This is a genomic window from Sphingobium sp. Z007 (assembly GCF_900013425.1).
GTDB lineage: Bacteria > Pseudomonadota > Alphaproteobacteria > Sphingomonadales > Sphingomonadaceae > Sphingobium.
The window spans coordinates 1723715-1744993 of the sequence record NZ_FBXK01000005.1 but is presented as its reverse complement, the minus strand read 5'-3'; the positions used below and the strand labels follow the sequence as shown (position 1 = coordinate 1744993).

Sequence of the window (21279 nt, the reverse complement as noted above, 5' to 3'; positions counted from 1 at the left end):
TTAACAGGCTGCAAATTTGCAGGATGGGCGCGCGCATGTTCGACTGGGATGATCTCAGGGTATTTCTGGCGGTCGCCCGTGCCCGCAAGGTTGCGCCTGCCGCCCGCGCGCTGGGCATCGACGCGACCACGATCGCGCGGCGGCTGGCGCGCCTCGAAAAGGCGCTGGACGCCGAATTGTTCGAACTGGCTGCCGGGGAACGGACGCTGACGGCACGCGGGCAGGCGCTGCTGCACCATGCCGAGGGCGCAGAAAGCGCCGCGCTCGCCGCACTGGAGGATGTGAAGGGGCAGGAGCATCGGCTGGCGGGCCAGGTGCGCCTATCGGTGGCCGAAGGGTTCGGCACCTGGGTCTTGGCGCCTGGCATGGGCGATTTCAACCGGCGGCATCCGGGGATAAGGCTGGACCTGGTGACGGCGTCGGGCTTCCTCAACCCGTCCAATCGCGAAGCGGACATGGCGGTGATGCTGGCGCGGCCGCAGCGCGGGCGGCTGACGGTGCGGCGGCTGGGCGATTATCGGCTGCATCTTTATGCGTCGCCCGCCTATCTGGCGCGGGCCGGTACGCCGCTCACCCCGGCGGACCTGAGCGACCATGTGCTGGTCGGTTATGTGCCGGAATTCATCTTCTCCCCCGAACTGGATTATCTGGACGAGGTGGAGGCGGGGCTGGAGGCGACGCTGCGATCGACCAGCATCATCATGCAGCAGCGGATGATCGCGGACGGGGCGGGGATCGGCGTGCTGCCGGACTTCATCGCGCGGCGCGCGCCCGGCCTTGTCCCCCTGATGGCCGAGCAGGTGGAGATCACCCGCAGCTTCTGGCTGGTCATGCATGGCGACCTGCGAAAGCTGGCGCGGATCGGCGCGGTCGCCGACTGGTTGCAGGAACGGGTGGACATGCTGTCGGGCCAGCGCGATCCGGCCTGATCCACGCGAAAGACAATCGACGCCGCCCCTCGTCCCCGCTAAGGGAGTCGGGATGGAAATAAAGCGGTCGCATTTCGCTTATGCAGCATAAGCCCAAGCGCAGCCGGGCGATCGCCCTGCCGAGCGGGGAATTTCGCGCCCGCGCCACCGAATATCTCGATTTCCTGGCCGCCTGGGTGAAAAAGCCGCGCCAGACCGCATCCGTAGTGCCCTCCAGCCGCTATCTTGCCCGGCTGATGGTGGCGCAGATCGATCCGCTCGATGGTCGCGTGCTGGAACTGGGCGGCGGGACCGGCGTGTTCACCCGCGCGATCCTGGAAACCGGCCTGCCGCCCGAAAAGCTAGAGGTGGTGGAAATCAATCCCGCCTTCGCGCGCGGGCTGCGGCGGCATTTCCCCCACGTCTCGATCCTGGAGACACCCGCGCAGATCGTGTCGACCGCGACCGCAGGGGCGCCGGGCGATTATCAGACCGTGGTCAGCGGCCTGCCGCTGCTGGCGATGGACCGCTACATGCACCATGACATATTGTCGGAATCATTCCGCATGTTGCGCCCCGGCGGCAGTTTCGTACAATTCACCTATTCGATGCGTCCGCCGGTCAGCCGCGATGTGATCGACGCGCTGGGGCTGGATGTGGTGCGGGCCGGGCAGACGGTGCGCAACTTCCCGCCTGCGACCGTCTTTCGCTTTTCGCGGCGCGGCGATTAGGTTGCGTTCGGCTATGGGCTTCCTATCTTTGCCGCAACGCAAAAGGGGCAGAGCCATCCATGGCATCCATCATCGAGATTAAAGGCCTGACGAAACGCTATGCGTCGGGTTTCGAGGCGCTCAAGGGCGTCGACCTGACCATCAAGGAAGGTGAGATTTTCGCGCTGCTGGGGCCGAACGGCGCGGGCAAGACGACGATGATTTCGATCATCTGCGGCATCGCGCGCGCCACCGGCGGCAGCGTGACCGTGGCGGGCCATGACATCGTGCGCGACTATCGTGGCGCGCGCACCGCGATCGGCCTGGTGCCGCAGGAATTGTCCACCGACCAGTTCGAACGGGTCATCGACACGGTGAATTTCAGCCGAGGCTTGTTCGGCAAGCCCCGCAACGACGCCCATATCGAGAAAGTGCTGCGCGACCTGTCGCTCTGGGACAAGCGCCATGCCAAGATACTGGAACTGTCTGGCGGCATGAAGCGGCGGGTGATGATCGCCAAGGCGCTCTCCCATGAACCGCGCGTGCTGTTCCTGGACGAGCCGACCGCAGGCGTTGACGTAGAACTGCGCCGCGACATGTGGAAGCTGATCGGCGAACTGCGCCAGACGGGCGTCACCATCATCCTGACGACCCATTATATCGAGGAGGCCGAGGAAATGGCCGACCGGGTGGGCGTCATCAACAAGGGCGAATTGATGCTGGTCGAGGACAAGACCGCGCTGATGAAGAAATTGGGCAAGAAGACGCTGACCGTCGTGCTGGCCGAGCCGATCGCGGCGGTGCCCACGGACCTGGCCGAATGGGGCGTCACGCTGGGCGGCGAAGGCCACGAACTGGATTATGTGTTCGATACCCAGGCGGAGCGGACCGGCGTGTCGTCGCTGCTGCGCAAGCTGGGCGATCTTGGCATCGGCTACAAGGATCTGAATACGCGCCAGAGCAGCCTGGAGGACATCTTCGTCAGCCTCGTCCATCAGGAGAAGGCCGCATGAGCCTTCAGAATCTGCGCGCGATTGCGTCCATCTATGCGTTCGAACTGCATCGCTTTCGCCGCACGCTGCTGACCGGCCTGCTGGTGCCTGTCATCACCACATCGCTCTATTTCGTCGTGTTCGGCGGGGCGATCGGATCGCGCATGACGGAGGTGGACGGCATCCCCTATGCCGCCTTCATCGTGCCCGGCCTCATCATGATGGCGATGTTCACCGAAAGCATCTTCAACGCCAGTTTCGGCATCTACATGCCCAAATTCACCGGCACCATATACGAGCTATTGTCCGCGCCTGTCTCAGCGACGGAGACGATCATCGCCTATGTCGGCGCGGCAGCGACCAAGTCGCTGATCGTGGGGAGCATCATCTTCCTGACCGCGCATCTGTTCGTCGACGTGCCGGTGGCGCACCCGTTCGCGATGGTGGGGTTCATGATCCTGATCGCGATCAGCTTCTGCCTGTTCGGCTTCATATTGGGGATTTGGGCGCAGAGTTTCGAACAGTTGCAGGTGATCCCGCTGCTGCTCATCATGCCCATGACCTTCCTGGGCGGCGCCTTCTATTCGGTCAAGATGCTGGCCGAACCTTGGCAAACGATCACGCTGTTCAACCCGATCGTCTATCTGATATCCGGCTTCCGCTGGACCTTCTTTGGCAAGGGCGACGTCGCGATCGGGCTGAGCCTGCTGTTCGTCGTCGGCATATTGGCCCTGTGCATAGGCGTGATCGGTTGGATGTTCCGCACGGGATATCGGCTGAAGAAATAGAGGCGAAGAGAAATTCCCAATCTCCGTTCGCTTCGAGCGTGTCGAGAAGCGTCTAGCGCGGCGCTTCCATTTCTCGACTACGCTCGAAACGAACGGACGTCGGTGGATGTCCTATTGAATCAGGCGGCCTGGCTTTCCGGCGTCACGGCAAACAGGGTCACGCCCTTATATTTGTCGTCGCCGTCATTATAGAGGCCATACATTGCCTCGAACGGCTCATCGAGCACTTCCAGGTCGGACAGGCCGACCAGCTTGAAAGTGCCGAGCTTCAATTCGCGCGGCGGGCGGCCGTCGCGATCCGTCGTCACCGCGTCGATGAACAATTCGTCATGACGTGTGTAAAGGATGTGCGGGGCGAGGGTGACGACCATCTTGTTATAGGTCACCTTCAGGCACTTCTGGAGCGCGATCGCTTCAAAAATCTCGGTCGGGGCTTGCATGATGCCCGACTCCTTACCGATTTGGCCGATTTTTTCAATTGCTTTGTGCGCTGCACCATGTCCATCCCGTGCAATCAACGGGATAGGCTGTGTCAGGCTGGCACCAGCCCCAGCCTTTCACGCAGGGTCCAACGGCTGATGAGCAGCACTGCGACTGCGCCCAAGCCACTCGCCAGGCCCAGCCAAATGCCCAGGCCCTCCATGCCCAATGGGAAGGCGAGCAGGGTGCCGACGCCGATGCCCACGACCCAATAGCCGATCAGCGCGAAGATCATCGGCACGGTCGTATCCTGCACGCCGCGCAGCACGCCAGCGCCCACCGCCTGCGCCGCATCGACCAGCTGGAACAGGGCGGCGACCGCCAGGAAGCTGACGGCCAGCGTTGCGGTGCGGGCATTGGCGGGGTCTGACAGGTCGAGGAAAGCCGAAACCAGCGTGCGCGGCATGAAGATCAGCAGCGCGGCGGCACAGCAGGCGAAACCGGTGCCGATGATCAGCGCCAGCCAGCCCGCCCGGCCGATGCCGGCGCGGTCATGGCGACCATAGGCGATGCCGACCCGGATTGTCGCTGCCTGTCCGATGCCCATCGGCACCATGAAGACGAGTGCTGCGATCTGAATGGCGACGGCATGGGCCGCGAGCGAATCGCGGTCGATAAGGCCCATCAGGAAGGCGGACGCGTTGAACACGCTGGTTTCGAACCCCAGCGTGATTGCGATCGGCAGGCCCAGCGCCCACACCTGCCGCTGCCGTTCGCGATCGCGGGTCCAGAAGCGGCCCATCAGGCGATAGCGGCGGAAGCGCCGGTCGATCAGGATGACGGCAAGCAGTCCGAAGAAGAGGAAGCAGGAGGAAAGCGTGCTCGCCAGCCCAGCCCCGAACAGGCCAAGCGAGGGAAAGCCCAGATGACCGAAAATCAGCGCCCAGCCCATCAACACGTTGAACGGAATCGCGCCCAGCATGACGATCAGCCCCCAGATGGGCCGTTCCAGCGCGGCAATGAAATTGCGCAATGTGGTGAAGCCCAGGAAGGGCAGCAGCGCCCATTGCAGGCCATGCATCAAATGCCCGGCCTCCCGCGCCAGATCGGCATCCTGCCCCATCGCCAGCAATATCGCCTCACATTGCCACAGTAACAGCCAGGCCGGCGCGACAAAGAAGACGGCCGCGCGCAGCGTCTGGTGGACGGTACGGCGCACGTCGCGCACGCTGTTGCGGCGGCGGCCCCGTTCGCTGGCGATCAGGGGCGATGCGGCGGTGACCAAGCCCATGCCGAACAGCAGCAGCGCGTGAAACAGGTTGATCGCCAGCGCGCCGGCCGCGACCGCCTCCGCCCCGATCCGACCCAGCAGCAGCAGGTCGGTCGCCGCGATCGCCGACCAGGCGATGTTGCCCGCGATCATCGGCAGCGCCAGCGCGATCAGCGCGCCGGCCTCGATTCGCCAGGGGGAGGGGTGGGTCACGACGTGCATTCCATAACTTGCGTCATTGCGAGCGGAGCGAAGCAATCCACTCTTGCGCCGTGCGCCGTGCGCCGTGCGCCGTGGGTTGTTTCGCTGCGCTCGCAATGACGATTTTCAGCGTTATCCTACTTGGCTTAGTGCTTCTTCGAGGGCAACAGGTGCAGCGCGCCAACGATGATCCCGCCGACAACCAGCCCGACTATGGCGCCGCCGATCGCGGTCACGGTCCAGTGAAGGAAACCGCCGATCGCTGGCACGGCCAGGGCGGCACCCTGCGCGATATGCTCGATCGTGCCGGGGATCAGCTCGATATGAAATTCATGCAGGCCATGGACGATCAAACCGCCGCCGACCCACAGCATCGCCGCGGTGCCGACCACGGACAGGACCGCCATCAGGACCGGCATCGCCTTGACAAGCGCGCGGCCGAGCGCCTGATTGCCTGCGCCATTTTTCTTGGCGAGGTGCAGGCCGATATCGTCCATCTTCACGATCAGGCCGACGACGCCATAGACGCCTGCGGTAATCAGGATGGCGACGACGACCAGAATGATCGCCTGTTCCCACACCGGCTCGCCCGCGACCGTGCCCAGCGATATGGCCATGATCTCACCTGACAGGATGAAATCGGTGCGGATCGCGCTCGACACCTTCTGGTTTTCGATTTCAGTCGAATTGAGCGTTTGTGACGCCTCCTCGGCGACGTCATGTCCGCCTTGGAAGGCCTCCAGCAATTTCTCCACAGCCTCGAAACACAGGAACGCGCCACCCAGCATCAGCAACGGGGGCAGCAGCCAAGGTGCGACGGCGCTGATCAGCAGCGCGGCGGGCAGCAGGAAGAGAAGTTTGTTGCGCAGCGATCCCTTGGCGATCTTCCAGATGATCGGCAATTCGCGGTCAGGGGTCAGGCCCATGACATATTTGGGGGTCACGGCCGCGTCGTCGATGACGACGCCTGCCGCTTTCGTGCCGGCTTTGCCCGCCGCCGCAGCAACATCGTCCAAGGAGGTCGCCGCCATTTTGGCGATGCCCGCGACATCGTCGAGCAGCGCGATCAGACCCGAAGGCATAGCAATTCATTCCCCTGTTATGGCCGCATTCCGCACCCGGCCTGCCTCATAGAGGCCTCGCGGCCGTGGAGCAATGGATCGCCGATCGCTTAATAATTGCCGGGCGGGTCACTTGCCGGAAAGGATTCATCGGACTGTTCGTCCACCATGTCCCAGTCCGCGCGCGACACGCCCTCTTGCGGCCCCGCATCGCGGATCACGCCCGACGATCCCACCGGACCGCGATCATCGGGGGCGGCGCCGTCGCCCATCCAGTCGCGCCAGCCCTTGACCGCAAAGGCGCCCAGGCCCGTGACGATGGCCAGTTTCAACAGCCCCTTCATGCGTCTTTCTCCCCATGATGCAGATGAATCCAGTCCGCGCGATCATGCCCAACCGCGTCGGACGGCAAACTGATCTCGCCTTCCTCATCGGATCCGGCCGGTCCATCGCCATGGATAGGGGAATGAGATATCGACCATCGATCGCGCAGCGCCGCATCAATCATGGCACGCCATGTGTCACCATCACCAGCTGCGCGCATGGCGGTGTCGGGCTCCTTGATCAGTGCCAGGATGCTGGCGGCATCCTCGACTCGTGTAGGCCAAGCGTCCGGGTCAGCCGCCGCCAGATGGCGCGCCAGACGTTCGATAAGGGAGCGATCTTCCATGATGTGCGAACGCGCGTGACGGGCGACCGTTCCGCCATCGCATCGAGATGGACCGACCGGCGCGCCGTCATGGGGTGCGGAGGGATGGAAAGCGTTCGACTGTCACGGACCATCGCCAAAACCGCTACGACAGGCGCTGTCTTCCGGTCCACTTCTAGACTTAGCGCTTTCTTTACCGACGTCTGTCAGGTGGGAGGCTGCTGCATGGCCATGCCCATGTCATTTCAGGGGGACTATCTGTGATCCGATATCTGGTGCCGGTTCTATGCACGGCTGGCGTCTTTGCCATGCCTGCCCAAGCGCAGGAAGCGAGCAATTTCGGTGGGTTCAAGCTGGGCGTCGTTGCCGGTTATGACAAGGTCAGCCTGGAATATGAAGACGTCAGCGCCAGCGACGATGGCGTCCTTTATGGCGTAACCGCAGGGTACGACCTGGACCTGGGAAATGCCGTGATCGGCCTGGAGCTGGAGGCGAGCGACAGTTCAACCAAGCAGCGCTATACCGACCTGCTTTTGGCAGGCGACAGCGCCAAGCTGGCGGCAGGGCGCGACCTGTATGTCGGCGCGCGCATCGGCATCCCGGTCAGTCCCAATCTGTTGATTTATGCCAAGGGCGGCTATGTGAATGGCCGCGTCAAGCTGACCTATGATGGTGGCGCTGATCTCGATCTTATCGCCACGGATAGCGACACGCTGGGCGGCTGGCGCCTGGGCGGCGGTGTGGAATTCGCCAACCCGACCCATTTTGCGCGGATCGAATATCGCTATAGCGACTATGGCAGCTACAAGATCGCCGATATCGATAGCGGCATCGACGTAACGCGCCAGCAGGTTTCGGTGACCGGCGGCTTCCGCTTCTGAACGCTGGGGATCGCGTGACGGCGCGAATGGCCGGGGGAGCGATCCTTCGGCCTTTTTGTTGCAGGTGATTGGGCGGTCGCTGGTCCTCGTACGCCTTCCTTTGAAAGAGAAAGGCCTGTGCCGCTCATGGGCCGGGGAACAACAAACCAAGTCGAGAAGCCAGTAGCGCCACACCCACGTTTCTTGACTGCGCTCGAAACGAACGGAATAAAGTGGGTCGATCTGAAATCATCAGGCTCTGGAAAGAACAAAAGACGATCATCGACTACGAATAGATAGCGGCCTGCCGAGTCTTCGTTGCCTCTCCCGTGAAGACGGGAAAGGATTAAGAGCAGCCGATCTTCCGCTCCGCCACCGATCGCCAACAAAAAAGCCGCCCGTTGCCGGGCGGCTTTCTCGTACGATACGATCGAAAGACTTAGGCTTCTTGCGCCGGCTCTTCGTCTTCTTCCTTGCTGACCGAAGCGATTTCGCCCGGTTCGGCATTGGGATCATAATCTTCGGTGAAGCCGCTCTCGTCCTTTTCGAACAGGTCGGCCATCACGTCGACGCCCTGCGACTGCAGTTCGGCTTCTTCCGGCGAACGCGCGACGTTCACGGTGATGGTGGTCACGACTTCAGGATGCAGCGCAACCTTGACGTCGAACACGCCCAGCGTCTTGATCGGACGTTCCAGCACGACCATCGCCTTGGTGACGTTGGTCACGCCATCGGCGTGCAGCGCATCGACGATGTCGCGCACGGCGACCGAACCGTACAGCGCGCCGGCGTTGGACGACTGGCGGATCAGGACGATCTGCTTGCCGTTGACGCCATCGGCAGCCGCTTCGGCGTCCGAACGACGGGCCGCATTGTCGGCTTCGATCTTCGCGCGGTTGGCTTCGAAGACCTTTTTGTTGGCGTTGTTGGAGCGCAGCGCCTTCTTGTTGGGCAGCAGGAAGTTACGGGCATAGCCGTCCTTCACGGTGACGACGTCGCCGATTGCGCCCAGCTTCTCGATGCGTTCGAGCAGGATGATTTCCATGGGTTTCTACTCCCTTACTTCACAATGTAGGGCAGCAGGCCCAGATGACGGGCGCGCTTGATGGCCTGGGCCAGTTCGCGCTGCTTCTTGGCCGAAACGGCCGTGATGCGGCTGGGGACGATCTTGCCGCGCTCGGACACGAAGCCCTGCAGCAGACGAACGTCCTTATAATCGATCTTCGGCGCATCCTTGGCGGCGAAGGGGCAGCTCTTGCGGCGGCGGAAAAATGGGCGTGCCATGGTCTAATGTCTCCTTATTCGCCAGCAGGGGCTTCATCGCGGTCGCGGCGCGGGCCACGATCGTCGCGCGAACCGCCTTCGCGGTCGCCACGCGGGCCACGGTCACCACGATCGCCGCGGGGACCACGATCGCCACGTTCGGGGCGGTCCTGCTTGCGCATCATCACCGACGGGCCGGCTTCCAGCTCGTCGACCTTGACGGTCATATAGCGGATGATGTCTTCGTTGATCTGGGTCTGGCGCTCCAGCTCAGCGATCACGTTGCCGGGGGCATCGATGTTCAGCTGCACATAGTGCGCCTTGCGGTTCTTGGCGATCTTATAGGCCAAGCTGCGCAGACCCCAGGTCTCGACCTTGGTCACCTTGCCCTGATTGTCCTCGACGATCTTCGTGGCGGTTTCCGCCAGCGCGTCCACCTGCGCCTGTGCCAGATCCTGGCGCGCAAGGAACACATGCTCGTAAAGAGCCATGGATAGTACCTTCTTCTGTTGGCCGATCGCTGACGCCCACCCCATGTGGAACGCCCCTCCGGCTGTCGTCTTGCATATCCACAGGTCCGCCGAGTCACCCCGGCGTTCTTGCGAAGGCGGGCCTATGACGGAAAGGGGGGGCAAAGGCAAGCGGCATCGGTGCGCAGCGCGAAGGCAAAAAAGCTGTTCGGCCTGCGCTTGTCGAACGCTCATACTTCTTTCTATCGTGGCAGGAAGAAATAAGGCACTTCGACAGGCTCAGTGCGAACGATGTTGGAAGGGGACGGATGAATGGCAGTCGCGATCGCAGCATTGTCGCTCATCCTGCTGATGATTGCCGCCTATCGGGGGATGAGCGTCATCATCATGGCACCATTGCTGGCGATGCTTGCCGTGTTCCTGACCGATCCCGCCGCGGTGCCGGCGGCTTTTTCCGGCCTGTTCATGGAACGGGTGGCGAGTTTCCTCAAACTCTATTTCCCCGTCTTCCTGCTGGGTGCCCTCTTCGGCAAGCTGGTCGAGATTTCGGGCTTTTCCCGTGCGATCGTAACGGCAGTGATCGGCGTCATCGGCGCGGGCCGCGCAATTCCCGCGATCATGGCGGTGACGGCCCTGCTGACCTATGGCGGGGTGTCGGTGTTCGTCGCGGTGTTCGCTGTCTATCCCTTCGCGGCTGAGATGTTCCGCCGCGCCGACATTCCCAAGCGGCTGGTGCCCGCCACCATTGGGCTTGGCGCGCTGACCTTCACCATGGATGCGCTGCCCGGCACCCCGCAGATCCAGAATATCATCCCGACCAGTTTCTTCGGCACGACGACATGGGCGGCGCCGGTGCTGGGCCTGATCGGGTCAGTATTCATCGCGGGGATCGGCCTTGCCTATCTGGGCTGGCGGCGTCGGGCGATGCTGGCGGCGGGGGAGGGCTATGGCGCGCCCGAAACGCTGGTCAACGAACCGGAAGCGGTCGAGGAGAAAGCGCCCGTCCACCCGCTGATCGCGCTGCTGCCGCTGCTGGTGGTGGGCGTCGGCAATCTGCTGCTGACGCTGGCTATCCCGCGTTGGGTGGCAGGCGAGGAGGTGTCGCTATCGCTGTCCGGCATGGCGGAACCAGTAACGGTAAAGGTGGCGCAGGTGTCGGCGCTCTGGGCGGTGGAGGGCGCGCTGCTGCTGGGCATCGGCACGATCCTGCTCTTCGCCTTTCGCACCGTGGCCAAGCGCTTTGCCGACGGGTCGAAGGCGGCAGTTGGCGGCGCATTGCTGGCGGGCATGAACACGGCGGTCGAATATGGGTTCGGCGCAGTGATCGCCGCGCTGCCGGGATTCCTGGTGGTCAAGGATGCGCTGCGAGCCATCCCCAATCCGCTGGTCAACGAAGCCATCACTGTCACTTCGCTCGCCGGCATCACCGGATCGGCGTCGGGCGGACTGTCGATTGCGCTCGCCGCGATGGCGGAGCAATTCGCGGCGGCGGGCGATGCGGCTGGCATCCCGCGCGAAGTGCTGCACCGTGTCGCCTCCATGGCGTCCGGCGGCATGGACAGCCTGCCGCATAATGGCGCGGTCATCACCCTGCTGGCGGTAACCGGCCTCACCCATCGCCAGGCCTATAAGGACATCTTCGCGCTGACGCTCATCAAGACGATGACCGTATTTATCGTCATCGCCGTCTATTATCTGACCGGGCTGGTGTAAGGCTCAGGCGGCCGGGCGGTGCATGTCCGCCGAACCGATGAAATGCGCACGGGTCGAAGGCCCGGCCTGCACGAGCAAGGCGGCGACCTTGTCCTTCAGATCGGCCGAAGGGCGCGCGGGATCATCGAACGCCATCGCCCATTCGCCAAATTCCCGCGTAGCGACCGGCCCTTCGCGCAGCTTGACGACGGCGCGGTGGCGCGGATCGGCGTTGATGCGGTTGAAGATGCGATCGACGGCATCCTTCGGCCCCTCCAGCACCTGCAGAAAGCGCCGCGAATTGAACAGCAGCAACCCGGTCACGTCGTCCCGCCGATTGTTGGTCGCGGACAGTTGCGCGATCGCCGCGCATTCCTGAGGCGTGAAGGTGCCGACTACCGTACTGATATACATGATCTGATGTAAAGACATGGACATTCCCGACATGGCCCCCCGGCTCAGCCTCTTTGCGGCATAATCCCTTAATATCGGGTATTTAACCTCGATCATGGTCGATGACGCAAAAATGCTCCGGGGGGAGAGAAGCCCCGGAGCATCGTGCGAACTCTGTTTGGAAGGATTTACCGGATCGCGTTGCCGACGACGGCGCCGATCAGGCCGCTGGTGATGGCGATCATCACGGCGTCATTGCCCGACTGCACCCACTGATAGCCGCGCGGCGGAGCGTTCAGGCGATAGCCGCGATAATTGCTGATGACCCGATAGTTATTGGCCTGGCGACGATCGAAACGCTGGCCCTTGGCCCAGCGATGGTTGACCACCGCATTGCGGTTGGGGCGATAGACGGTGGCGCGCTGGGCATTGCCATTGTTGCGCACGACCGTCTTCTGCCTGACGACGGTGCGACCATTGGGCTTTTGCTTCACGACCGTCCGGGTCTGTTCCTGGCGATGCTGCGCGCCGTAGCCCTGGGCCTGCGCCTGAGCGGAAACGATGGGGCTGGCGACCAAAGTGGTGGTGGCCAGGGCGATGAGGATCTTCTTGAACATGGTTGGCTCCTTTGCCTTGTTAGAGGCGCCATTCCGTGGCGTCGAAGACAGAGATAGGAGCCGCATGTCGCGACGATGTGTCATGGACGGGGTTAGATTGTCGGAAATTGTAACAATTTGAAATTTAAGCTGAACTATTGTTCAGAAACGACGGATGTCAGCGATTTAGAGCGTGATGACTTTGCTTGAATCGTCATTGCGAGCGAAGCGAAGCAATCTAACGGCGCGTTTGGATTGCTTCGCTTCGCTCGCAATGACGGAGCAGGTCAATCTAAGGTCATCAGACTCTGAGTGCGGGCCTCATCGGTCCGCATCCGCGTTCGTCACTCGTGCCGCAACGCATCGATCGGATTGAGCGCCGCCGCGCGCCGTGCCGGGAAATAGCCGAACACCACCCCGATCGCCGCCGAAAAGACGAAGGCGATGATGTTGACCTTGATATCGAACAGGAACGGCACCTGCATCAGCGGGGCGATGGCGGCCGTCGCGATCAGGGCCAGGAACAGTCCGATCAGGCCGCCCAGGCAGGACAGCACGATGGCCTCCACCAGAAATTGCAGCAGCACTTCACGCGCGACAGCGCCAATCGCCAAACGGATGCCGATCTCGCGCGTCCGTTCCGTCACCGACACCAGCATGATGTTCATGATGCCAATGCCACCCACCAACAGGGAAATCGCCGCCACCGCACCGACGATCTGGGTCAGGATGGTGGTGGTGCCGGTCAGCGTGTCGCTGATCTGCTTGGTGTCGAAGACGTTGAAATTATCCTCCGCGCCCGGCTTCACCTTGCGCCGTTCGCGCATCAGCTCTTCCAAGCTCGCCTGGACCGTGCTGGTGTCATAGGCGTCGTCCACCGCAACCATGATCTGGCTGATGTCGCGGTCGCCGGTGAAGCGGCGCTGCACGAACTTGATCGGCATGACGACGACATCGTCCTGGTCGCCAAAGCCGCCCTGGCCGCGCGTCGCCAACACGCCGACGACCTGGCAGGACACGCCCTTGATCCGCATCCGCTTGCCGACCGGCTCCGTGCCCTGGAACAGGTTGGTGCGCACCGTATTGCCGATGATGCACACGGGGCGGCCGGCCTCTTCCTCTTCCGCCAGGAACAGGCGGCCGTCGGCGATTTTCCACTGCTGCACTTCGGAATAGGCGGACGTGGTGCCATAGACGGTGGTGGACCAGTTATTGCCTTCATAAATGGCCGTGCCGCTGGACTGCACCACCGGGGCGACCGCGCGCACGCCGGTTAGCTGATTTTCGATCGCGGTGAGGTCACGCTCCTTGAAGTCGGGTGGCCGCGGACCCCCGCCGCCGCGGCCAAAGCCCTGGCCGGGACGCAACTGGAGCACGTTCGCGCCCAGCGAACTGATCTGTTCGCGCACCGCGGCCGTCGCGCCGTTGCCCAGCGTCACCATGGTCACGACCGCGGCGACGCCGATGATGATGCCCAGCGTGGTCAGGAACGACCGCAGCTTGTGCCGGTTGATCGCGCGAAAGGCGAGAGTGATGGTGGTGCCTAGCATGGTAATGTTCCTCGCCCCTTGGGGGAGAGGATAGCGGAGCTTGCCAGCTTGCTGGCTAGCGTTGCTTGAAGAGGGGGGCGCGCGCATATCCCCCTCTTCCAACTGCGCCTAGGCTCGTTCCTCGCCAAGGCTCCATATCCTTCTCCCCCGCGGGGAGAAGGCTCGATCGCTATCCCCATCACGCCGCCAAGCCCTCTTCGATCCGTTCGACCAGCCCATCCTTGAAATGGACGATCGTCCGCGCGAAGGCGGCCATGTCGGGTTCGTGCGTCACCATCAGCACGGTGATACCGCTATTCTTGTTGAGGTCGGTCAGCAATTCCATGATTTCCACCGACCGTTCCGAATCGAGATTGCCGGTCGGTTCGTCGGCCAGCAGCACGTCGGGGCTGGTCACGATGGCGCGGGCGATGGCGACGCGTTGCTGCTGCCCGCCGGACAGTTCGGCCGGCGTATGGTCCCACCAGTCCTTAAGGCCCACCTTGTCGAGCGCGGCCATGCCCAGATCATAACGGGTCTTCTTGTCCTCGCCACGATAGATGAGCGGCAGTTCCACATTCTCCAGCGCGGTGGTGCGCGACAGCAGATTGAACCCCTGGAAAACGAAGCCCAGATAGCGGCGGCGCAGCAGGGCGCGCTGGTCGCGGTCCAGCGTTTCGACATGATGATTCTTGAACAGGAACGTCCCCGCCGATGGCACGTCGAGGCAGCCCAAAATGTTCATCGTCGTGGACTTGCCCGACCCGGACGGACCCATGACGGCCACGAAATCGCCCTGCGCGATATCCAGGTCGATGCCCTTGAGCGCCTGGAACGCGGTCGGTCCTTCGCCATAGACTTTGGTTACGCCGCGCAGCGAGATGATCGGATCAGCGATCGCCATGGCGCGTCAGCTGCCGTTCTGGCGGTTGGCGCCGCGCGGCTGGGTTGTCGCGGCGGGCGCAACCGGTGCGGTTTCGGGCGCGGCGTCGCCCGAATTGCCGAGCTTGCCTACGGTCGCGGGGCTGCCGTCGGCTGAGGGATTGCGGCGGCGGTCGTCGCTCTTGACGTTGCCGCCCTGGTCGGCCTTCTGATCCTCTGCGGGCGGTTCCTGGCCAGCGGCAAGCTGGCCGGTGATGACGCGCATCCCTGGCTTCAAAGCGCCCCCGGTGACGGCGGTGCGCGATCCGTCGCTGGCGCCCACGGTCACCTGCATCGCCTTGGGATTGCCGTCTTCGCCGACGATATAGACGGTCTGGCTGCTGCCCGCGCCGAAATTGACCTGCCGCTTCGCGCCGCCGCGGCGCATGCGGCCCGGACCCGGCAGGACGCTGGTGATGCCGCCGCCCTGCGCGGCGCTGACGGGCTTGAACCGCAGCGCGCTATTGGGGACCAGCAGCACATTCTGCAATTCCTGCGTTACGATATCGGCGGTTGCGGTCATGCCGGGGCGTAAGGTTTCGTCGCTGTTGTTGACCGTCAGCACGGCGGTGTAGGCGACCACCGTACCGGTCGTGCTGGTCGTCGTCGTGCTGGAGGAGGACGATGTGCTGGCGCTGTTCGACCCGACATTGACCCGCGTGACCTTCGCCGGGAAGGTGCGGCCGGGAAAGGCGTCCACGGCGAAGGTAGCGCTCTGGCCTTCCTTCACCTGGCCGACGTCCGCCTCGTCCACCGACACTTCGACCTCCATCTGCGTCAGGTCTTCGGCCAGGGTGAAGAGCACCGGCGCGTTGAGCGATGCGGCGACTGTCTGGCCCGGTTCGATGTCACGCGACAGGACCACGCCGTTTACCGGCGACACGATCTGCGCGATCGACAGGTTGGTCTGCGCCGTGGACAGTTGCGCGCGGGACACGTCCACCTGCGCCTGTTGCGATCGCAGGGTGGCGATCGCCGACTGATAATTGGCGCGCGCCGTATCGATTTCCGTCTTGGCAGGCACCTTGCCGCCCGACAGGGTGAAGACGTTCAACTGCCGATCCAGCGTCGCCTTCGTCAAGGCGACCTGGGCCTGCGCCTGCGCGACGCTGGCCTGCGACGACACCACCTGCGCGCGATTTTGGTTGATCGTATCGACCAGACGGCGGGTGTCCAGTTCGGCCAGCTTCTGCCCCTTGGTCACGCGATCATTGACGTCGACATAGACGGCGGTGATCTTGCCCGACTGTTCGGACCCGACATCGACCTGATTGATCGGCTTCAAATTGCCGGTGGCCGATACGCTGACGGTCAGGTCGCCGGTGCGCACCTCACGCGTCGCATAATTGGGCTTGTCGTCGCTGGAAAAACACCGGGCAAGCAAGAGGATCGCGACCAGCAGCACGACGGCTATGCCGCCACGGATCACCCATTTGCGCCACGGCTTTTCCGGCTTCGCGCCCAGAAAGTCGTCAAGATCCTGATCCTTGGTCACATCATTGCTCATTTGGGCGATTGTCCATGCTCTGCCAGCCGCCGCCCAGCGCATTATAGAGCTGGGCGATGGCCAGAACCTCGTCGGATTGCGCGGAAGCCAGGCTGTTGCGCGCGTTCAATAGGGTGGATTCACTGGTCAACACCGTCTGGAAGTCGGTCAGTCCCGCCTGATACTGGCTGCGCGCCAGGATTGCGGCGTTGTTCGACGCATCATAGGCGACGGCGAACTCCGCCTTGCGGGCACGGGCGCTGGCCAATTGCGCCATCGCATTCTCGACATCCTCCAACGCGTTCAGCACGCTCTGCTTATAGGCGGCGAAGGCGGCGTCGGTCGCGGCCTTTTGCGATCGCACCTGCGATTGCAGCCGTCCGCCATCAAAGATCGTCTGCGCCACATTGGCGAAGACGCCGCCGGTAATCAGGCTGAACAGGTCGCTGAACGCATTGGACGTGGTGCCGATATTGCCGCTGATCCCCAGCGAGGGATAAAGCTGCGCCTGCGCCACGCCGATCCGCGCCGTGGCGGCGGCCAGCGCCCGTTCGGCACTGCGCACGTCGGGCCGCTGGCGCAGCGTGTCGGCGGGGATGCCGATCGCGATCTGCGTCGATGCCACCGGAATGGAGGCCGGTGCTTCCAGAGCGCGGGTCGCTTCGCCCGGCGCCTGGCCGGTCAGCACCGCGATGCGATTGAGGCTACCCTTTAGGCTGGCTTCAAGCTGCGGGATGGTCGCGTTGGTTTGCGCCAGTTGCGCCCGCGCCTGTTCGGCGTCGAGCGAGGAGACGAGGCCGGCCTGCAACCGCCAGTTGGCGATATTATAATTATCCCGCTGGACCGCCTGGCTTTCGCGCGCGATCCGCAACTGTTCCTGCGCCAGCCGCGCCTGAATATAATTGGTCGCCAGTTCGGAGACGATCGTCATGCGGACATTGGCGAGGTCATATCCAGACGCGGCCAGGTCCGCCCGGGCGGCTTCCGCGGTGCGGGACAATTCGCCGAACAGGTCGATCTGCCAGCTTGCGTTGATGCGCCCGGAGTAGCTGCTCGACCAATTGCCGGTTCCGCCGCCGATCGGATTGCCGCTGCTGTCCAGCCGCCCGCCTGCGTCCTGGTTGCTGTAGTTGCGGCCCCCCGACGCCGCGCCACTCAATTGCGGCACGAAGCTGGCATTGGCCTGGCGCAGCGATTCCCGCGCCTGCCGCAACCGCGCCTGCGCCTGCACGATATCCAGATTGTTTGCGATCGCGCGGTCGATCAGCCCGCTCAGCGCCGGATCGTTCAGCCGCGTCCACCAGTTGGACAGGTCGGCGTCGGCGACGGGCGCTCCGTCTCCCTGGCTATAGGCAGCGGGCAGGCCCAACGCAGCGCCCTGCGGCGCCCGATAGTCAGGCCCCGCCGCGCAGGCGGCCAAAAGCGCAGGCAGCAGGAGCGCCGTGCCGCTGATCCAGCTTATGCGATATCGCACCTTTTCCTTGCACTCCGTCGTCGTTAAAGGGGCGGCCACGCTGCCCCGATCGTAAGAGGGGGTTGAGACGCCGGCTCCTGACTGCCGCAGGGGCATGTACGGCTCAATGACATTTATGTCTCAAAGTGTATCGTGTTTGAATTTGAACGCTTTTATGCGTTTCTGGCCAGGGGATTATCGATGCGGGCATTTCTTTTTCCGGGGCAGGGCAGCCAGTCCGTCGGCATGGGCAAGGCGCTGGCCGACGCCAGCCCGGCGGCGCGGGAGCTGTTCCAGGAGGTCGACGCCGCCCTGTTGCAAAATCTGTTCCGCATCATGGTGGAGGGGCCGGACAGCGCCCTGACCCTGACCGAGAACGCCCAGCCCGCGATCATGGCCAACGCCATCGCCACGCTGCGCGTGATGCAGAAGGAGGGCGGCTTGACCCTGGCCGACAGGGGCGATTATGTCGCGGGTCATTCTTTGGGCGAATATAGCGCGCTCTGTGCGGTCGAAGCGTTCGACATCACCACCACCGCGCGCCTGCTCAAGCTGCGCGGCCGGGCGATGCAGGCGGCCGTGCCGGTGGGCGAAGGCGCGATGGCGGCCTTGCTGGGCGCGGACATTGAAAAGGCGCAGGCGCTCGCCGATGCCGCGGCGCAGGGCGAGGTTTGCACCGTTGCCAACGACAACGACCCCAGCCAGGTCGTGATTTCCGGCCATCGCGGCGCGATCGAGCGCGCGGTCGCCATGGTGAAGGATTACGGCATCAAGCGCGGCGTGCTGCTGCCCGTGTCGGCCCCCTTCCACTGCCCGCTGATGCAGCCCGCCGCCGACGCGATGGCGCAGGCGCTCGCTAAGGCGACGATCAACGCGCCGCTGCTGCCGGTCTATGCCAATGTGCTGGCCGCCCCGATCGCCGACGGCGAAGAGATCAAGGCCCGCCTGGTCGAACAGGTCACCGGCCGTGTCCGCTGGCGCGAATCCGTCGCCGCGATGTGGGACGCGGGCGTCACCGATTTCGTGGAAGTCGGCGGCAAGGTGCTTGGCCCCATGGTCAAGCGCATCGCCCCCGACGCAACCGTGCGCAGCATCGTGACGATGGACGATATCGAGGCCGCGCTGGCGGCTTTTTGACAGGACAGGAAATAAAGACATGTTCGACCTAACAGGCATGACCGCGCTGGTGACCGGCGCTTCCGGTGGCATCGGTTCGTCGATCGCCAGGGCGCTGGCCGCGCAGGGCGCGACGCTTGCGCTTTCGGGCAGCAATGAGGAGAAGCTGAAGGCCTTCGCCGCCGAACTGGGGGGTGACCATAAAACGATCGTCTGCAACCTCAGCGACCCGGCCTCGGTCGATGCGCTGGTGCCGCAGGCGGTCGAAGCGCTTGGCGGCCGGCTGGACATCCTGGTCAACAATGCCGGCATCACGCGCGACAACCTGATCCTGCGCATGAAGGATGAGGAATGGAGCCAGGTGATCCAGGTCAATCTGGAGGCCGCCTTCCGCCTGGTCCGCGCCGCCGCCAAGCCGATGATGAAGGCGCGCTTCGGCCGCATCATCTCCATCACGTCGGTCGTTGGCGTCACCGGCAACCCCGGCCAATCCAACTATTGCGCGTCGAAGGCGGGCATCATCGGCATGTCCAAATCGCTGGGCCAGGAATTGGCGAGCCGGGGCATCACCGTAAACTGCGTCGCCCCCGGCTTCATCCGTTCGGCCATGACCGATGCGCTGAACGATGCGCAGAAGAGTGCGATCCTGACCAAAATCCCGGTCGGCGACCTGGGCAGCGGCGATGATATCGGCGCGGCGGTCGTCTATCTGGCGAGCAAGGAGGCCGGCTACGTCAACGGCCAGACGCTGCATGTGAATGGCGGGATGGCCATGATCTGATCTGGCGAGGCGCGCCGTCCAGCAGGATGGTGCGCCGCAGCGCAAGCGCCAGCACGGCGATGGCGGCGATCAGGTTCACCGGCACATGCGCCAGTTCCGACAGCGATCGGCCGAACAGCGGCGCGATCCAGGCGTAGGCGAGCCATGTCGGCTCCCACGCCAGCGCGCCGCGCTTGCGCATGTCCGCCGCCATGAAGGCGATGGCGACGCCCAGCAACACGAAATCATAGTCCAGCACATAAGGGGTGCAGAGCAAAGCCGCGCTCAGCGCCGCCGCGCCGCGCACCTCCATCGACCCGCATCGGGCGGCAAGCCCCGCCGCGGCGATCGCGATCGCGATGACGACGCCCTGCACGCCATAGGCCAGCGGAATCGATCCGCCCCATTGGCGGACGGCGGCGAAAGGGCTCTGGATTTTTTCCCAGCCGGTCGCGCCGTCTTCTATGATGACATGCTGCGTCAACGGCAGGGAATCGATGAAGGCCTGCCACACCGGCCAGCCCCAGATGGCCAGCGTCAGCAGGCAGAGCGCTACGACGGTCAGGCCCGCCGACGCGAAGGCGCGGATATTGCCCCGCGCCAGGATCAGCACCGGGATCAGCACGGCGAATTGCGGTTTATAGACCAGTGCGCCCAGCAGCATCCCGGCGATCCACGGCCGCCGGTCGAGCAGCAACATCCCCGCGCCCAGCAGGCTGGCGGTCAGGAAGGCGTTCTGACCATGCCCCAGGCACACCAGCACCACCGGCGCGCCCAGCGCCGCCAGCATCGCGTCGCGATCGTTCGGCAGGATGCGCCGCACCAGCGCCAGGGCCAGCATCAGCGTCAGCCCCTGCCAGATCAGCAGCGCCGCGACATAGGGAAATTGCGCCAGCAGGGTGGCGATGATCAGGAAGGGCGGGGGATAATGCCAGCCGTAAAAGGGAATGGCGCGATCGTGATGGACCTGTTTCTGGACTTCATAATGGGTGGGCCAGTCCCACGCCGCCGCCGCGCGGCCATGATCGGCCATCTGTCCGGCGGTCCAGACATTGGAGAAATCGGTGCCGAGCGGTCGGCCGAGCGAATCCACCGTCCCATGCGCGGTCTCAAAGAGGTATGATAGGCCGATCACAGTCGCCGCCAGCACCAATATCGCCGTCAGCCGGACGCGCGCGCGGGTGACGAAGGGGTCGAGTGAAGGGACGCTGGCCATATGTCATCCCTCGCATAAGCGGCTGAAATTTTGGTAAACAGACGGTTATCGGCGCGCCATACGCCACTTTTTGCTGCCGGATCGTCGCGTCAGCCAATGTGGGGGCTTGGCGACCTAGCCTCTTGCCTCTATCGGAGCTTGGCACTAGGGCTGCCTTAACGGTTGTTCAGACCACCAACGATACCAGTCAAGAAGGACCACTCATGAGTGAGACCGCGGATCGCGTAAAGAAAATCGTCGTCGAGCATCTGGGCGTTGAAGCCGAAAAGGTGACCGAGGACGCCAGCTTCATCGACGATCTGGGCGCGGACAGCCTGGACATCGTCGAACTGGTGATGGCGTTCGAAGAAGAATTCGGCGTTGAAATCCCCGACGACGCTGCCGAAAAGATCGCGACCGTCAAGGATGCGATCGATTATATCGACAGCAAGCAGTAAGGCGTTTCGCGGCCCGCGCCTTTGCGCGCCGGGCCGCCCTGCGCGTTAGGAATTGGCTCCTCCTGTCCGGTGAACCCGGAATGCGGGG

Annotated in this window: 24 protein-coding genes; 9 read left to right on the top strand and 15 right to left on the bottom strand. The window is 63.7% G+C overall.

Features of this window, described 5'->3' with window-relative positions; genetic code table 11:
* Positions 1 to 35: 35 nt before the first annotated feature.
* The 4 genes from CEQ44_RS16465 (at position 36) to CEQ44_RS16450 (ending at position 3398) form a co-directional block, all read left to right on the top strand.
* Positions 36 to 929 (top strand): LysR family transcriptional regulator, encoded by an 894-nt coding sequence (locus tag CEQ44_RS16465; RefSeq protein ID WP_088182104.1) that lies wholly within the window; start codon positions 36 to 38, stop codon positions 927 to 929.
* An 80-nt stretch (positions 930 to 1009) separates the two neighbouring features.
* On the top strand, positions 1010 to 1639 hold the full coding sequence (locus CEQ44_RS16460) for a class I SAM-dependent methyltransferase (RefSeq protein ID WP_088182065.1): 630 nt from the start codon (positions 1010 to 1012) through the stop codon (positions 1637 to 1639).
* A gap of 59 nt (positions 1640 to 1698) precedes the next feature.
* Positions 1699 to 2631, top strand: a complete 933-nt coding sequence (locus tag CEQ44_RS16455) for an ABC transporter ATP-binding protein (protein WP_088182066.1) — start codon at positions 1699 to 1701, stop codon at positions 2629 to 2631.
* A complete protein-coding gene (locus CEQ44_RS16450; protein ID WP_088182067.1) occupies positions 2628 to 3398 on the top strand; it encodes an ABC transporter permease in 771 nt (256 codons plus the stop codon). Before CEQ44_RS16455 ends, CEQ44_RS16450 begins: the two co-directional genes overlap by 4 nt.
* Before the next feature lie 119 nt (positions 3399 to 3517).
* Here CEQ44_RS16450 and CEQ44_RS16445 read toward each other — a convergent pair whose 3' ends face one another.
* The 5 genes from CEQ44_RS16445 to CEQ44_RS16425 all read right to left on the bottom strand — a co-directional run bounded on the left by CEQ44_RS16445 (position 3518) and on the right by CEQ44_RS16425 (position 7020).
* Positions 3518 to 3838 (bottom strand): hypothetical protein, encoded by a 321-nt coding sequence (locus CEQ44_RS16445; protein ID WP_088182105.1) that lies wholly within the window; start codon positions 3836 to 3838, stop codon positions 3518 to 3520.
* Positions 3839 to 3930: 92 nt separating this feature from the next.
* Positions 3931 to 5310 carry an MATE family efflux transporter gene (locus CEQ44_RS16440; RefSeq protein ID WP_088182068.1) on the bottom strand — a complete coding sequence of 460 codons (1380 nt, stop codon included), beginning with the start codon at positions 5308 to 5310 and terminating at the stop codon, positions 3931 to 3933.
* Positions 5311 to 5435: 125 nt separating this feature from the next.
* Complete coding sequence (locus CEQ44_RS16435; protein ID WP_088182069.1) at positions 5436 to 6371, bottom strand: DUF808 domain-containing protein; 936 nt, start codon at positions 6369 to 6371, stop codon at positions 5436 to 5438.
* A gap of 89 nt (positions 6372 to 6460) precedes the next feature.
* Entirely contained in the window at positions 6461 to 6694 is a 234-nt protein-coding gene (locus CEQ44_RS16430) for a hypothetical protein (protein ID WP_088182070.1), read from the bottom strand.
* Complete coding sequence (locus CEQ44_RS16425) at positions 6691 to 7020, bottom strand: hypothetical protein (protein ID WP_088182071.1); 330 nt, start codon at positions 7018 to 7020, stop codon at positions 6691 to 6693. Before CEQ44_RS16425 ends, CEQ44_RS16430 begins: the two co-directional genes overlap by 4 nt.
* A 239-nt stretch (positions 7021 to 7259) precedes the next feature.
* Here CEQ44_RS16425 and CEQ44_RS16420 point away from each other — a divergent pair, with 239 nt between their 5' ends.
* Entirely contained in the window at positions 7260 to 7880 is a 621-nt protein-coding gene (locus CEQ44_RS16420) for an outer membrane protein (protein WP_254913753.1), read from the top strand.
* Positions 7881 to 8298: 418 nt separating this feature from the next.
* Here CEQ44_RS16420 and rplI read toward each other — a convergent pair whose 3' ends face one another.
* From rplI to rpsF, 3 genes are read right to left on the bottom strand one after another with little or no spacing between them, the layout of a single operon-like run.
* The gene (gene rplI / locus CEQ44_RS16415) at positions 8299 to 8904 is read right to left on the bottom strand and encodes a 50S ribosomal protein L9 (RefSeq protein WP_088182072.1); all 606 of its coding nucleotides are present in this window, start codon (positions 8902 to 8904) and stop codon (positions 8299 to 8301) included.
* Positions 8905 to 8918: 14 nt separating this feature from the next.
* Positions 8919 to 9143, bottom strand: a complete 225-nt coding sequence (gene rpsR, locus CEQ44_RS16410) for a 30S ribosomal protein S18 (RefSeq protein WP_004212076.1) — start codon at positions 9141 to 9143, stop codon at positions 8919 to 8921.
* 14 nt (positions 9144 to 9157) lie between these two features.
* On the bottom strand, positions 9158 to 9613 hold the full coding sequence (gene rpsF / locus CEQ44_RS16405) for a 30S ribosomal protein S6 (RefSeq protein WP_088182073.1): 456 nt from the start codon (positions 9611 to 9613) through the stop codon (positions 9158 to 9160).
* Between the two features lie 291 nt (positions 9614 to 9904).
* Here rpsF and CEQ44_RS16400 point away from each other — a divergent pair, with 291 nt between their 5' ends.
* Positions 9905 to 11305: a GntP family permease gene (locus CEQ44_RS16400; protein WP_088182074.1), complete on the top strand. Its 1401-nt coding sequence runs from the start codon at positions 9905 to 9907 to the stop codon at positions 11303 to 11305.
* 3 nt (positions 11306 to 11308) lie between these two features.
* Here the strand turns inward: CEQ44_RS16400 and CEQ44_RS16395 are convergent, their stop codons facing one another.
* From CEQ44_RS16395 to CEQ44_RS16370, 6 genes are all read right to left on the bottom strand, one after another.
* Positions 11309 to 11716: a BLUF domain-containing protein gene (locus tag CEQ44_RS16395; protein WP_254913752.1), complete on the bottom strand. Its 408-nt coding sequence runs from the start codon at positions 11714 to 11716 to the stop codon at positions 11309 to 11311.
* 149 nt (positions 11717 to 11865) lie between these two features.
* A complete protein-coding gene (locus CEQ44_RS16390) occupies positions 11866 to 12294 on the bottom strand; it encodes an RcnB family protein (RefSeq protein ID WP_088182076.1) in 429 nt (142 codons plus the stop codon).
* A 323-nt stretch (positions 12295 to 12617) separates the two neighbouring features.
* Positions 12618 to 13823 carry an ABC transporter permease gene (locus tag CEQ44_RS16385; protein WP_088182077.1) on the bottom strand — a complete coding sequence of 402 codons (1206 nt, stop codon included), beginning with the start codon at positions 13821 to 13823 and terminating at the stop codon, positions 12618 to 12620.
* Positions 13824 to 14001: 178 nt separating this feature from the next.
* A complete protein-coding gene (locus CEQ44_RS16380) occupies positions 14002 to 14706 on the bottom strand; it encodes an ABC transporter ATP-binding protein (protein ID WP_088182078.1) in 705 nt (234 codons plus the stop codon).
* A 6-nt stretch (positions 14707 to 14712) separates the two neighbouring features.
* Complete coding sequence (locus CEQ44_RS16375) at positions 14713 to 16230, bottom strand: efflux RND transporter periplasmic adaptor subunit (RefSeq protein WP_088182079.1); 1518 nt, start codon at positions 16228 to 16230, stop codon at positions 14713 to 14715.
* Positions 16220 to 17683: an efflux transporter outer membrane subunit gene (locus CEQ44_RS16370; protein ID WP_088182080.1), complete on the bottom strand. Its 1464-nt coding sequence runs from the start codon at positions 17681 to 17683 to the stop codon at positions 16220 to 16222. The genes CEQ44_RS16375 and CEQ44_RS16370 overlap by 11 nt, the downstream gene beginning before the upstream one ends.
* 180 nt (positions 17684 to 17863) lie before the next feature.
* Between CEQ44_RS16370 and fabD the strand changes: the two genes are divergently transcribed.
* Together fabD and fabG are read left to right on the top strand one after the other, a co-directional pair.
* Positions 17864 to 18799 (top strand): ACP S-malonyltransferase, encoded by a 936-nt coding sequence (fabD, locus tag CEQ44_RS16365; RefSeq protein WP_088182107.1) that lies wholly within the window; start codon positions 17864 to 17866, stop codon positions 18797 to 18799.
* A gap of 19 nt (positions 18800 to 18818) precedes the next feature.
* Positions 18819 to 19559, top strand: coding sequence for a 3-oxoacyl-[acyl-carrier-protein] reductase (fabG, locus tag CEQ44_RS16360; RefSeq protein ID WP_088182081.1), 741 nt, complete (start codon positions 18819 to 18821; stop codon positions 19557 to 19559).
* Here fabG and CEQ44_RS16355 read toward each other — a convergent pair.
* Entirely contained in the window at positions 19513 to 20754 is a 1242-nt protein-coding gene (locus tag CEQ44_RS16355; protein ID WP_088182082.1) for a glycosyltransferase family 87 protein, read from the bottom strand. The genes fabG and CEQ44_RS16355 overlap by 47 nt on opposite strands.
* A 203-nt stretch (positions 20755 to 20957) precedes the next feature.
* On the opposite strand from CEQ44_RS16355, the gene CEQ44_RS16350 reads away from it, so the two are divergent.
* Positions 20958 to 21191, top strand: coding sequence for an acyl carrier protein (locus CEQ44_RS16350; RefSeq protein ID WP_007689016.1), 234 nt, complete (start codon positions 20958 to 20960; stop codon positions 21189 to 21191).
* Positions 21192 to 21279: the final 88 nt, after the last annotated feature.

Bases quoted from the DNA above. Each gene is read 5' to 3' on its own strand.
- CEQ44_RS16465 (WP_088182104.1), top strand. From the start codon at position 36: ATGTTCGACTGGGATGATCTCAGGGTATTTCTGGCGGTCGCCCGTGCC.
- CEQ44_RS16460 (WP_088182065.1), top strand. From the start codon at position 1,010: ATGCAGCATAAGCCCAAGCGCAGCCGGGCGATCGCCCTGCCGAGCGGG.
- CEQ44_RS16455 (WP_088182066.1), top strand. From the start codon at position 1,699: ATGGCATCCATCATCGAGATTAAAGGCCTGACGAAACGCTATGCGTCG.
- CEQ44_RS16450 (WP_088182067.1), top strand. From the start codon at position 2,628: ATGAGCCTTCAGAATCTGCGCGCGATTGCGTCCATCTATGCGTTCGAA.
- CEQ44_RS16445 (WP_088182105.1), bottom strand. From the start codon at position 3,838: ATGCAAGCCCCGACCGAGATTTTTGAAGCGATCGCGCTCCAGAAGTGC.
- CEQ44_RS16440 (WP_088182068.1), bottom strand. From the start codon at position 5,310: ATGCACGTCGTGACCCACCCCTCCCCCTGGCGAATCGAGGCCGGCGCG.
- CEQ44_RS16435 (WP_088182069.1), bottom strand. From the start codon at position 6,371: ATGCCTTCGGGTCTGATCGCGCTGCTCGACGATGTCGCGGGCATCGCC.
- CEQ44_RS16430 (WP_088182070.1), bottom strand. From the start codon at position 6,694: ATGAAGGGGCTGTTGAAACTGGCCATCGTCACGGGCCTGGGCGCCTTT.
- CEQ44_RS16425 (WP_088182071.1), bottom strand. From the start codon at position 7,020: ATGGAAGATCGCTCCCTTATCGAACGTCTGGCGCGCCATCTGGCGGCG.
- rplI (WP_088182072.1), bottom strand. From the start codon at position 8,904: ATGGAAATCATCCTGCTCGAACGCATCGAGAAGCTGGGCGCAATCGGC.
- rpsR (WP_004212076.1), bottom strand. From the start codon at position 9,143: ATGGCACGCCCATTTTTCCGCCGCCGCAAGAGCTGCCCCTTCGCCGCC.
- rpsF (WP_088182073.1), bottom strand. From the start codon at position 9,613: ATGGCTCTTTACGAGCATGTGTTCCTTGCGCGCCAGGATCTGGCACAG.
- CEQ44_RS16400 (WP_088182074.1), top strand. From the start codon at position 9,905: ATGGCAGTCGCGATCGCAGCATTGTCGCTCATCCTGCTGATGATTGCC.
- CEQ44_RS16395 (WP_254913752.1), bottom strand. From the start codon at position 11,716: ATGTCTTTACATCAGATCATGTATATCAGTACGGTAGTCGGCACCTTC.
- CEQ44_RS16390 (WP_088182076.1), bottom strand. From the start codon at position 12,294: ATGTTCAAGAAGATCCTCATCGCCCTGGCCACCACCACTTTGGTCGCC.
- CEQ44_RS16385 (WP_088182077.1), bottom strand. From the start codon at position 13,823: ATGCTAGGCACCACCATCACTCTCGCCTTTCGCGCGATCAACCGGCAC.
- CEQ44_RS16380 (WP_088182078.1), bottom strand. From the start codon at position 14,706: ATGGCGATCGCTGATCCGATCATCTCGCTGCGCGGCGTAACCAAAGTC.
- CEQ44_RS16375 (WP_088182079.1), bottom strand. From the start codon at position 16,230: ATGAGCAATGATGTGACCAAGGATCAGGATCTTGACGACTTTCTGGGC.
- fabD (WP_088182107.1), top strand. From the start codon at position 17,864: ATGCGGGCATTTCTTTTTCCGGGGCAGGGCAGCCAGTCCGTCGGCATG.
- fabG (WP_088182081.1), top strand. From the start codon at position 18,819: ATGTTCGACCTAACAGGCATGACCGCGCTGGTGACCGGCGCTTCCGGT.
- CEQ44_RS16355 (WP_088182082.1), bottom strand. From the start codon at position 20,754: ATGGCCAGCGTCCCTTCACTCGACCCCTTCGTCACCCGCGCGCGCGTC.
- CEQ44_RS16350 (WP_007689016.1), top strand. From the start codon at position 20,958: ATGAGTGAGACCGCGGATCGCGTAAAGAAAATCGTCGTCGAGCATCTG.